Origin of the sequence: Microscilla marina ATCC 23134 (assembly GCF_000169175.1) — a bacterium.
Classification (GTDB): Bacteria; Bacteroidota; Bacteroidia; order Cytophagales; family Microscillaceae; genus Microscilla; species Microscilla marina.
Window position 1 is genome coordinate 45,905 of record NZ_AAWS01000014.1, and the last position, 11,601, is coordinate 57,505.

An 11,601-nucleotide genomic window follows, 5' to 3' on the forward strand; every position below is an offset into this window, starting at 1 on the left:
TGTGTACAAAGCCAAGTATTTGACTATAATTTTTTTTAGATTTTAGGAGGGGCAGCTCGTCGCCCCTTTTTTTATATAATTAGGGTCATAAGAAGTATTATTCTTCCATAATGTATATATGAGCGTAAGTACTTTACGACATACAGCTAGAGCTGCGGCTCTGCCGTTCCTTCCTTCGGCTACTCTATCATAAAAAGCTCTAATCTCCTCAGAAACCCTAATTGTACTCAATGCAGGGCAAAACAACACCCCTTTAATATGTTTGTTACCCTTTTTTTTCATCTTACTTTTCCCTTTCATTTCTCCTGACTCTGAATGGTCAATGCTTAATGCTGCGTAGGAAATCAGCTGGCGAACACTATGTGTTTTGGCAAAACCATCAGTTTCTGCTAATACCGTAGCGACTACAGTGTGACCAACCCCTGGGATAGACAGGACATTCTCTATTTTCTGACTCACATCTTGGTACCCTTTGGATTCCTTAGTCAAATGATTCTTAATTTCTTTTTCTAAGATCTTAAGTTGGGACTTGATCAAACCCAATCGTTCTTCTATCAAGTCTTTGCGCACAGGGTGCAAAGGAGTGCGTGAAGCTGGTTTTTAAGACGAGTCTGGTCTTTCTTCAAAGTACTACGCTCTCTAGTTAAGTCTCGAAGCAGCATATAATACTCTGAGGTTGGCTTCCAAGGCTCTAGTTTACGCTCTAAACCCATACGTGCCAAAGACTTAGCATCCAGCTTATCAGTTTTAGAGGACTGTGATTCACTTTTTTTATAGTTACTTGCCTGCGTGGGTTGAACAACTGATAATTCGTGGTTCTCTACAAATAAGTAATGAGCTAATTGCTCATAATAAACCCCAGTAGCCTCCATAGTAAAGCATAAACCAGAGTCTGCTACGGCATGTTGATGAATCCAATCAGAAAAAGTGATAAAACCTTCTGTATTATTCTTAAAATCCTGAACTGATACTACTTTAATATCGCGATCAAACGATAAAGAACTAATACAGGCTACAAAACTGTCTTTTGCTATATCAATGCCTACATTTTGGGTCAAAACTTTGTGTTGAGTCATCATTGAAGTATTTTGAAGCTAATTATTTAGTAATTGGATATTAGCGAATTTCCCCATCATCTACGCTCGTGTATAGAAGCTTATAGCCTTGCTATAGCTTTGGGTACTGTTGAGATACGAAGAAAATTGCAAGGAATACCGGCGAAACCTCTGCCAGAGAATCATCGATAAGATGTTGAAAGCTCGAAATGCTCGTGTATTCCCTGCTAATACCTTTTAAAAAATACTCATCTTTTTGTACTTTTCATAGACCTTTATTTTTTTTACAAATATACGAGCTCACTCATTCGTAATTAGCTTTGCAGAGCTCCCTCTGGTTGGTTCGTAATTGATTCATTCGTAATTCGTAATTAAAATAGCCTTGTATTGCCCCACAATGCCCCAGTGGTCGGATGGGGTAGTTTCGGTAGTGCCAAAGCTAAGACATTGAATATTGGGCGAATGAAAAATATGATCGATCGGCACCCCCAATAACCAGCTCCAGGCCGGATAAGATGGGCTAAACTCACGACGACTGTCCAGTAAATTGGCAGTTTTTTTAAAACGTTGAATCACAGGTGACCAACTCACAACATTGTAATCGCCTACTGCAAGTTTATATCCTTTTTTGCCTTTCATATACACCGCAATTTTTACCAAGTCACTGTTACGACGCTGATACCAATCATTGCTTTTTGGGGGCAACACATGCGACGACACCCAATGCAATTGACCAAAAGGCATGCTGATAGTGGTGGTAATACTGGGCAGGTCACTAAAATACTTGGCTTGAGTGTTTTGCATCTCAAATTTAGAAAACATGGCAATGCCAAAATTATCGTCACGGGTGACCACATATTGGTGCGGGTAGGTGTTTCCCAAGCCTTTTTTAAGTGCTTGCCACCAACGATTGTTTACCTCCTCAAAAGAAATGATATCAGCTTCGGTGTTTTTGGCTACTGTAATCACTTTTTGGTGCTGAGTATTTCTTTTCCACACATTGAAATGGGCAACCTTAAAAGCAGTACCTTTCACGTTTTTTGGGTCAGGGTGCGACTGCCAAAACCATTGAATAAACAATGTACTCATGAGTACACTACTTAATAGACTACTGGTGAGCAACCACTTCTTTTGCCAAATAAAACTCAGTATAGCTACACATAAGTATAGCACAACTATTTGAATAGCAAACGAATGGACAATGTCAAACAAAAAGTAATCTAGTGGAAACCGTACAAGTAAAGCAAAGACGAGCAGCAAAGCCGCACTGATTTTCTCAAACTTAGGCATAAGAGGCATTTTTTGATTAGTAAACTTGCCTTGAGGTACCTTCTGGAGGAACAATCCAGGATGAGTTTAATCAAAAGCATTTGCTTTGACTCAAAGGTGAATACCTCAAGATAAGTTCTGGTGCTTAAAAGTACTCTAAAGAAAATGATTTTGCCAAAACCTGATAAAAAACAAGTTTGCTCTTGCAAAGCAGTGCATACTTTTCTATGATTACACCTTAAACAAGAAAGTTAAAAATATATCTGAATGAACCCACAACTGATACCTTATCGTGATGGCGAGAAATGGGGATTTGCTGACCCACAGGGCAATGTAATTATTCCATGTACTTTTGAAGAAGTGCACCCTTTTCAGGAAGGACTGGCAGCTGTTATGCTCGATGGCTTGATTGGTTTTATCGATACCACTGGCAAACTAGTGGTTCCGGCTGATTACGAGGATGTTGCCAATTTTACAGATGGACTGGCAGCGGTCATGTCTGACGACAAGTATGGCTATGTAAATACTCAAAACAACCTCGTGATTCCTTGCATATATGATTATGCTGGGTTGTTTAAAAACGGGTTTGCTGAAGTAGAAATAGATGAACAACATGGGGTGATTGACGCACAAGGCAACGAAGTAGTAGAGTTGGGCGACAATTTTATCATAGAGGTACAAAACAACCTGGCATTTTTGGCGCGCGATGAACAATACGAAATCATTGACCTAAAAACGCAACAGATGGTGCCGCTTGACTATGATGATTTGGATGTGGGCAATCAAACTCACTTGATTGCAGTAGCTCAAATGTTTGAAGACGGACCAGCCTATGGCTACATAAGTCCAGAGGGTAAACTGTTGATAGACTTTGACTTTGAGCAAGCTTATGGCTTTTTCGAGGGCAGGGCTATTATTATGGAAGAAGAACGCTACGGGTTTATCAATGAAGCCGGACAAGTGATTGTAAAGCCTACCTATGACGATGCACAAGAGTTTAGCGAGGGCTTGGTAGCTTTAAAAAAAGGTGAAAAGTGGGGGTTTATGGACAAAGATGGCAATGAAGCCATACCATTTAAGTACGATTATGTAGGCTCTTTTCAAAATGGGCGCGCGTACATACGTCAAGGTGCCTTGTATGGTTTTATAGACTCTAAAGGCGAAGTGGTAATTCCAATAAAATATACCGCAGATGTACAACAGTTAGATGAAGTAGATGTAGAGTTTTTCCAAAGCTTCGAAAATGGTGTTGCTTTGGTCAACATAGGCGAAAAAATGGGCTATATTGATGTAAATGGCAAAGAGTATTTCAAAGGTTAAGTTTGCTGACCGTTGACTGGTTTTAGCTAACCTGGCTTTGAATGCTTTAACTCCAACCAAAATTTTTTTAACCAACGCCTTGTCTAATTGTCAAGGCGTTGCTGTTTTAATTGACAAGGTGAAAACTATTGGTATTATTATCATTGCTACGTAGTTGATAGAGCAAGCATAACTTCGCTCGATAATGTTACAACAAGTACCCTGGCTATTGAATAATAGTTGGTTTAATTGCTGACTGTAAGAGCTTGTTTAAACAAGTCCTCTAATAAAAAAAGCCCATAATCAATGACTATGGACTTTTAGCGAATCTATAACTAAACTCTAACCTAACTATGTAATAATATGAGCTACCACAACCTCAAGTTCTTAGATGCCGATGCATATCTAAGCAATAAGTGAAAGGCTGCTTTATGAACTTCCAAGGTTTTGTATTACGTTGATTGTTAGTGATTTATTAAACCCGTAGAGGGAAGTGTTAGCTACTAAAAATTTTTCGATCAAAATAATACGACGCTGTCAAAAGAACCAATGCTACAATAGCCCCATAGTGCTCTCCATCTGCGATGGCTACATGGGCAGCAACGGCGAGTAAAAAATCAAAAAATAGCCCCGCATAAGCCCATTCTTTGAGCCAGGCAGATTTTTTAGTGAGTATAGCCACCACTGCAAGCACTTTGGCTGCAGCCAATGGGTAAATAATGTAAGTAGGGTAGCCTAAGTTGGCAAATACAACTTTTATGTTTTCATAGTTGAATACATACATTCCTGCCGACATAAGTACTAGGGCTGACAATAGGCCTGTAGCTACCCAGTAAATAACTTTTTGTATCTTCATTTTGGTAAAATAATACGATGTTCGAGATGTGTACTTGGTATTAGTTGCGCACAAAACTAATACAATTACATTAAATGCAAAAGCATAAGTTGATTGCTTAACATTTATTGACCCGGGAAAGTTCAGCCTGTGAAGGTAAAACTGGTAAGGTAAGATGGAAAGCAAAATAATACGTAAAGCATGCCTGGTAGATTGGCGGGGGTGTTGGGTATGCCTCTGTGCACAAAAAGCTTTAGTAAATTATTTTATGGCAAATGAATAGATAGGATATCGTGACCCATAAAAAATTTTCCTGACATAAACTCGACTTTATGCCTTTTATACTTTATATTTGCGTGCTCAAATTTGAAATTTACTGGAATAATGGCGAAGAAAGGAAATAGAATTCAAGTTATCTTGGAGTGTACCGAACACAAAAAAAGCGGTATGCCTGGTATGTCAAGATATATAACAACAAAGAACCGCAAGAACACTACTCAACGCATAGAGTTGAAAAAATACAACCCGGTTCTAAAAAAGCATACTGTTCACAAAGAAATTAAGTAATTTCAATGACTTAAACCCTCCCTTGTATTGAGAGAGAGGCAATTTGTATAGTCAAAAAATTTGAATGAATTATGGCAAAGAAAACCGTAGCAACGCTTAAAACCGGAGAAGGTGCTAAGTTTGTGAAAATCGTAAAGGCTGTGAAGTCTGCAAAAACTGGAGCATACACTTTTAAAGAAGAAATGGTGCCAGTAGGAGAGGCAAAAGAAGCATTAAAGTAATTTTATGCTTACTTATCTTTAAGATATTCTGAAGAAGTTTCATCCAGTGAAACTTCTTTTTTTTTATCTTTTTATGCGCTATCTTGGCGAAGTTGTGCAGCGTTTAGGTGAAAAACTGACAGTTTGACACCAAGTACTGCTTCTTATTGTTTCGGCTTCTTACTTGATAGGATTTACTTGTGCAAATCCAAACTAACTAATAATAAAATTATACCATGGGAATATTCGGTATTTTTAATAAGAAAAAAAAGGAAAAACTCGATCAGGGTTTGGAGAAAACCAAGAAAAATTTCCTTTCAAAACTAGGTAAAAAGCTAGTAGGTAAGTCGAAAGTAGATGATGAAGTGCTAGACGACTTAGAAGAGGTGTTGATTAGTTCGGATGTGGGAGTAGACACTACAATTAAAATTATTGAGCGGATAGAGGAGAGAGTAAAAAAAGAAAAGTTTTTTGCCAATGAACTTGACGGTATTCTCAAAGATGAAATAGCTGACCTTTTAGCCGAAAGCAACCAAGATAATGTAGAAGAGTTTGACCTGCCCAAAAACACCAAGCCTTATGTAATAATGGTTGTAGGGGTAAATGGAGTAGGAAAAACAACCACCATTGGTAAACTAGCCAATCAGTTTAAACTGGCGGGAAAAGAAGTAGTGCTGGGGGCTGCCGATACCTTTAGAGCAGCAGCAGTAGACCAGCTCAAGGTGTGGGGCGAGCGAGTAGGGGTGCCTGTGATTGAGCTCGGTATGAACAAAGACCCAGCATCGGTAGCATTTGATGCAGTAGAGAAAGGAGTAGAGATGAACGCTGATGTGGTGATTGTAGATACAGCCGGACGTTTACAAACCAAAGTACCACTGATGAACGAGTTGAGCAAAATCAAGCGGGTAATGAGCAAAGTAATTCCTGAGGCACCACATGAGGTATTGCTGGTACTGGATGGGAGCACAGGACAAAATGCCATTTCTCAGGCTAAAGCCTTTACCGAAGCTACAGAAGTAACTGCCCTTGCCATTACCAAGTTAGATGGCACTGCCAAAGGTGGCGTAGTCATTGGCATCTCCGATCAGTTCAAAGTACCCGTAAAGTACATAGGAGTAGGCGAAGGTATAGAGGATTTGCAGATTTTTAATAAACACGAGTTTGTAGACTCATTGTTTAAGAAAGAAGAAGCGTAGCAACACCCTTGGAAACGGTGAAAAAATAAACAAAAACATAGACCTCATTCATTTGAATGGGGTCTATTGGTTTTACGGCAAATCATTTGTTTTTCCGCTGTTTTCTAAGCTCAAATTTAGTCGTTTCGAGGATTGAGAACTTACTCCCGACGCAACCAATCCATTATCCATCAGGTGTATCTCTATTTTTTTTAGGTGTACCAACACAGCTATAGTCTGATGAGCCTTCATATTCTTTGATCTGGTTGATATGAGGGTACTTGGTTATGAGCTACCTGAAATTATCAAGTGAATTGCTGTTGATTGATTACTCCGTCCATTTCCAGGTGTTACCTGTCAATACTTTAAAACTGCCACATTTATTTTCGTTAATATCCTTATTGGTTTGCAAGATGCCAACAGCACCATTGTAAACATAAGATACACATGAGTTCTTGCATTAAATTTTAAATATGTCTTGAGATTTACTCCTTCATAACCACGCCTGCCAGACACTACAAGCTGTTAGTGTGAAAAAAAAGTATCCAGAAACACCCTAAAGTTTTTGAAGAAAATATTAAAAAGCAAAGAGAATAAAAAGTAAATCACTGTATTGACCAGCCTAAAAAAATAGTTTCCAAAAGAGTACTCAAAATCTGAAAAACCTGATATGTAGAAACTCTTTACCCTCTTTGGACAACTCCAGGGGCTAATCAGATTCTTTTTTGTTTTTTAATTGGCAAAAGCATTCTGTTAACCGAACAATAGTACAAATGTTTCGTTTTAAAGTTATAACAAAAAATGTTCGCAACAACAAGTAATAGGTGTTATAGTTAAATGTCTAATTAACAGATTGTTACGATAATAATTCAACAAAATACTCTAACCCGCATGATTCGGTAATCTACACCGAAACTTAAACCACAGCTATCACAAAATATCCCTGGCAATATAGCACTTGTTGTATCCGCTTGAGCCTTCACCCATCTCCACTTTTGTAAATCTATGATGTTCGTCTTAAATGTACTGCTATATGAAACAAACTTGTTTAATACTATTATGGACATTTTATTGTCTGATACCTGACCAAACCAATGCCCAAAGTCGGGAGATTGACAGTCTGATCCAACAACTACAGGTTGTAAAGGCAGATAGTCAGAAAGTAGCATTACTCAACAAGCTCTCTTATGCGTTTTATGGAGTCGATGTAAAGCAGGAAAAAGCATATGCAGAACAAGCACTGGAACTTGCCCAAAAAATAGGATACAAAAAAGGAGAGGCCTCTGCTTACAAAAATATTGGGGTATCTTATATTAGTCAGGCAAATTATACCAAAGCTCTGGAGTATTACTTCAAAGCTTTGAAAATCGTTGAATATACTCAAGATAAGGCATATATAGCATGGGTGTTTAATGACATTGGCATGGTATATTACGAACAAGCAGAATACTCTCAGGCATTAAAGCATTTTTTCAAAGGGCTTACCCTTGCACGGGAACTCAACCATTCTCCCAAAATAGCGCTTATATCGGCAAGCATCACAGAAGTTTATTACGCCCAAAAGGACTACGACAATGCATTGATATACAGCCAAAAGGCGCTGGAAATAAGCAGTAAAAACAACAATCAATTTATCAAATATTTCTCGATGGGCTATGTGGGGCTCATCTATGGTAAAAAGCATGAATACGACAAAGCTATAGCATTGCTTAAAAAAACCCTTGCCGGATTTGAAATGATCGGCAAGCAGTACTATAAAGCTTATTTCTCAGTACGTTTTGGTAATATATACCTACAGCAGGGGAATACCATACTCGCCGAAAAATACCTGAAGCAAGGCGTTGCCACTGCAAAAAAAATAAAATCAGACCGGGATGTGGTGGAAGGCTTACAGGGATTGTACCAACTCTACAAAGCTCAGGACAACCCCCGCAAGGCACTTAAGTTTCATGAGCAATTTATACTCTGGAAAGATAGCATTTTTAATCAGCAAAAGGTAAAGGAAATAGCCAACCTGCAGACTATCTACGAGGTAGAGAAAAAGCAGCAGGAAAACGAATTGCTACTCAAAGACAAAGAAATACAAGATAAAAAACTTAAAGCAAGTAAGGCTACCCAAGAAAAACAGTTTTATTTTCTAGTTGCCGTGAGCGGGGCTTCCGTCTTTACTCTGGTATTTGCTGTTATCTTGTTTGGGTATTACCGCTCAAAAAAGAAAGCCAATGCTCTACTCACAAGTCTTAATAGTGAGTTGCATTTGCAAAAAGATGAAATATCAGTTCAAAATGAAGAATTGTACCAACAGCAAGAAGAAATTTTAGCTCAACAAGAGGCTATAGAAGTTAAAAATAAAGAACTGGGCAAAAAAAATGAGTTAATTTTTCAAAGCCTCAAAGTGGCAAAAAACATTCAAGCAGCTACGTTTCCCTCCCAAGCGAGAGTATCCAGATTTTTGCCTGACTATTTTGTTATTTATCGCCCCAAAGATATTGTATCGGGTGATTTTTACTGGATAGAGCAGGTAGAAGGCAAAAGGTTTGTGGTGGCAGTGGACTGTACCGGACATGGTGTTCCGGGGGCATTTATGAGCATGGTAGCCAATACCCTGCTTGATAACATTATCAAAGTAAATAAAGTTTTTAACCCTTCAGAAATTCTTGACTACCTGCATGTCAATATTACAAATGGTCTTAAGCAGGAACAAACGGGTAATAACAGTGGCATGGACGTTGCCATCTGTGTTATGGAAGAGGCCTCATCGAACCACGATATTTGTCTTAGCTTTGCCGGTGCCAAAAGGCCTTTATTTTATGTATCGGTTAACAAAAAACACACACTAAACACGCTGGAAGGTACCCGACGCTCTATTGGCGGATACCAAAACGAAAATATTGTCTTTGAAACACAGCAGCTGACCCTACCTTCAGGAAGCATGTTTTATATTGGTTCTGATGGTTTGGCTGACCAAAACAATAAAGCCCGCAAGAAGTTTGGAAACCGCTACCTGAAACAAATACTTGCAGAGGTGGCTTTTCTGGAATTGCCCCAACAAAAATCGCACATAGAACAAATGCTGGATAACCACATGGAAGACTGTGAACAACGGGATGATATTTTACTGGTAGGGGTACAAGTTTGAAAAAAATCAGAACTCCACGTTCAACACTCGATACTTACTCACAAAACCTGCTTTGTAAATAGACTGACGAGAGCCTATATTCTCTTTTTCGCAAGAGCATATCGGGGTAAGCCCCTGCTGATAACATTTCTTTTTTGCTTCATTCAGTAGGTAAGCCCCTACACCTTGGCGGCGATAAGGAATACCCACTACCATACCCACGTCGCCTATTCCTGGTTGTGAATCACTTTTGCGGGCTTCACAAGCACCTATAATCTCCTCTCCAGCTTGCCACAAAAACAACTCTTGTTTTTGTATTCTAAGGGCATAGTAGCCTTCTAGCCATGTTTTGTCTGCTCCTATAGCCACTACTCCAAAGTTTACTGCAGCTTGATGGTCGCTTGTTTGAGCAACTTTCAACACAGGCTTGGTTCCATTGGCTAAAGCAGGAGCCACCAAATCACGCTTTTTATGATCTTGAAACAAATATGAGTGTGGAGTAATAGTATGGGCAAAATCTGCGCAAGCACTTACAAATACAGGGGCGTTGGTGCTCACTATGCCAGACTTAACCTTATGTTGGGCCAATAGTTGTGCAAAAACCTCTTCTAATAAAGGGAGAGCAGTTTCTATCAGAAAAAAGTTGATCAAGATGTTGGCATCATCAATTACATAAAATCCAATGTTCTTGTGTTGATGGCTAATACTCCAGTGGGTGGCATTGCCAGTAATTTGGTCCCACATGCCATCAAAAGAGGCATGTAATGAAGCATAAAATGCTGGATAAATTGTGGAAAGATTGTTTTTTGATTTTACTTTGATGAACTCCATGTTGATATTGTATTTGATTCAAATAAAAAACCTAAATGTATAAAATTTAGGTTTTAGCACTCTGCGGTTCTTAACTTCGTTTAGCTCAGCACAACGGAGTGGGATACATTTTTTGCCAAAAAAAAACAATGTTTAGGTATTTTGACAAAGAATGTAAAAATAAAAACGCTTAAAAAATATGGAAACCCATTGAAAATAAGTATACTATGAATTTGTTAGTTACCTATGGAATAGGGCGCAACTTGAAGCTTGTCGCTTAAATCTTGCCCCCTATCAGAGCTTCTAACCAACAAAATTACTCATAGGGTTTCCCCCGATCTTTGAGCAATAATTTGGCAAAGTGAACATCTTGAGGGTTCCATTCCTGAGGCGATTTAATAATATCGCGTAGCTCTGGATTGGTAAATTTATGTAAATAATGGGTTTTAGGTACATCGTTTATTTGTTCGGCAGCCTTGCTCAACAATTCATTGACATTATCTATATCACTGCGAGCAATGCGCAACAACCATTTAGCCCTTAAGTGATCTCCAATGAGGGGTTGCCCCAATAACTCAGGAATTTCTTCGAGCTGATATTGTACCTCAAATTCAGCTAAAAAATCTAACAAAGGTTGAGCATCCTGAGGGCTAAAAAAAGATTGATAGTTAATAAAGTCGTCAGTATTTGGTGATGTATTACTCATAATATGTATGTAAATAGTGTTTAGTACTATAGCAACAACAGAAAGGGAGTACATTCTGTTGGTTTTCGTGAAAAATCACCAGCTCATTTACCCTGCAACTATTGGCAGGTAAATAACACTTAGAATTCGTCTCTCGAAAAAACAAAAACCCGGGATGGGTTCTTGTTCTAATATACTAAAATTTAGGCAAGCCTGTATGCACGACAAAGATGTTATTTATCCACGCCTTTATTTATTCCTCTTTTGTAAATCGCCCACAAAAGATAACGCATCATCAAAAATCCATAAATCAAACCCGCTAAAAAACCCTCAAACATACGCCAACGCAAATGAGGGAGTATATCTTTATTCACATGAAATAGTTTGTAGTTTTTGGGTAACTTGCTGGTATCAGTATAAGTACCAAATACCTCAGTAACATGTTGAATAGGTGGTTGTTTTGATAATTCAAAAAAAGACAATGCCCCAGCAATACCAAATGCAATAATAAATAGAATGTGTATAGGTTTCATTGATTATAATTCGTGTTTGACTACAAATATACTGGTGCTGCGGTTTTTATCTTGA

13 protein-coding genes are annotated in these 11,601 nt (G+C 38.5%); 5 read left to right on the forward strand and 8 right to left on the reverse strand.

Annotated elements, in window-relative coordinates:
- Positions 1–42: 42 nt before the first annotated feature.
- The 3 genes from M23134_RS14630 to M23134_RS14640 all read right to left on the reverse strand — a co-directional run bounded on the left by M23134_RS14630 (position 43) and on the right by M23134_RS14640 (position 2,345).
- On the reverse strand, positions 43–558 hold the full coding sequence (locus M23134_RS14630; protein WP_157558488.1) for a transposase: 516 nt from the start codon (positions 556–558) through the stop codon (positions 43–45).
- The gene (locus M23134_RS14635) at positions 555–1,079 is read right to left on the reverse strand and encodes an IS110 family transposase (protein ID WP_002697412.1); all 525 of its coding nucleotides are present in this window, start codon (positions 1,077–1,079) and stop codon (positions 555–557) included. Before M23134_RS14635 ends, M23134_RS14630 begins: the two co-directional genes overlap by 4 nt.
- 330 nt (positions 1,080–1,409) lie before the next feature.
- Entirely contained in the window at positions 1,410–2,345 is a 936-nt protein-coding gene (locus M23134_RS14640) for an endonuclease/exonuclease/phosphatase family protein (protein WP_045113621.1), read from the reverse strand.
- 246 nt (positions 2,346–2,591) lie between these two features.
- Between M23134_RS14640 and M23134_RS14645 the strand changes: the two genes are divergently transcribed.
- Positions 2,592–3,644 (forward strand): WG repeat-containing protein, encoded by a 1,053-nt coding sequence (locus M23134_RS14645; RefSeq protein ID WP_002697416.1) that lies wholly within the window; start codon positions 2,592–2,594, stop codon positions 3,642–3,644.
- 475 nt (positions 3,645–4,119) lie between these two features.
- Here the strand turns inward: M23134_RS14645 and M23134_RS14650 are convergent, their stop codons facing one another.
- Complete coding sequence (locus M23134_RS14650; RefSeq protein ID WP_002697420.1) at positions 4,120–4,479, reverse strand: DoxX family protein; 360 nt, start codon at positions 4,477–4,479, stop codon at positions 4,120–4,122.
- Between the two features lie 363 nt (positions 4,480–4,842).
- On the opposite strand from M23134_RS14650, the gene rpmG reads away from it, so the two are divergent.
- The 3 genes from rpmG (at position 4,843) to ftsY (ending at position 6,421) form a co-directional block, all read left to right on the forward strand.
- Positions 4,843–5,025, forward strand: a complete 183-nt coding sequence (gene rpmG / locus M23134_RS14655; RefSeq protein WP_002697423.1) for a 50S ribosomal protein L33 — start codon at positions 4,843–4,845, stop codon at positions 5,023–5,025.
- Between the two features lie 71 nt (positions 5,026–5,096).
- Positions 5,097–5,246, forward strand: a complete 150-nt coding sequence (locus tag M23134_RS39830) for a DUF4295 domain-containing protein (protein ID WP_002697424.1) — start codon at positions 5,097–5,099, stop codon at positions 5,244–5,246.
- Positions 5,247–5,461: 215 nt separating this feature from the next.
- Positions 5,462–6,421, forward strand: coding sequence for a signal recognition particle-docking protein FtsY (gene ftsY, locus M23134_RS14660; RefSeq protein WP_002697425.1), 960 nt, complete (start codon positions 5,462–5,464; stop codon positions 6,419–6,421).
- Between the two features lie 72 nt (positions 6,422–6,493).
- Here ftsY and M23134_RS41155 read toward each other — a convergent pair whose 3' ends face one another.
- The gene (locus M23134_RS41155) at positions 6,494–6,652 is read right to left on the reverse strand and encodes a hypothetical protein (RefSeq protein WP_157558489.1); all 159 of its coding nucleotides are present in this window, start codon (positions 6,650–6,652) and stop codon (positions 6,494–6,496) included.
- Positions 6,653–7,433: 781 nt separating this feature from the next.
- Here M23134_RS41155 and M23134_RS14665 point away from each other — a divergent pair.
- Positions 7,434–9,539, forward strand: coding sequence for a tetratricopeptide repeat protein (locus M23134_RS14665; RefSeq protein WP_002697426.1), 2,106 nt, complete (start codon positions 7,434–7,436; stop codon positions 9,537–9,539).
- A gap of 6 nt (positions 9,540–9,545) precedes the next feature.
- Here the strand turns inward: M23134_RS14665 and M23134_RS14670 are convergent, their stop codons facing one another.
- From M23134_RS14670 to M23134_RS14680, 3 genes are all read right to left on the reverse strand, one after another.
- Positions 9,546–10,349 carry a GNAT family N-acetyltransferase gene (locus tag M23134_RS14670; RefSeq protein ID WP_002697427.1) on the reverse strand — a complete coding sequence of 268 codons (804 nt, stop codon included), beginning with the start codon at positions 10,347–10,349 and terminating at the stop codon, positions 9,546–9,548.
- A gap of 295 nt (positions 10,350–10,644) precedes the next feature.
- Positions 10,645–11,034 (reverse strand): hypothetical protein, encoded by a 390-nt coding sequence (locus M23134_RS14675; protein ID WP_002697429.1) that lies wholly within the window; start codon positions 11,032–11,034, stop codon positions 10,645–10,647.
- A gap of 212 nt (positions 11,035–11,246) precedes the next feature.
- On the reverse strand, positions 11,247–11,546 hold the full coding sequence (locus M23134_RS14680; protein WP_002697430.1) for a hypothetical protein: 300 nt from the start codon (positions 11,544–11,546) through the stop codon (positions 11,247–11,249).
- Between the last annotated feature and the right edge of the window lie 55 nt (positions 11,547–11,601).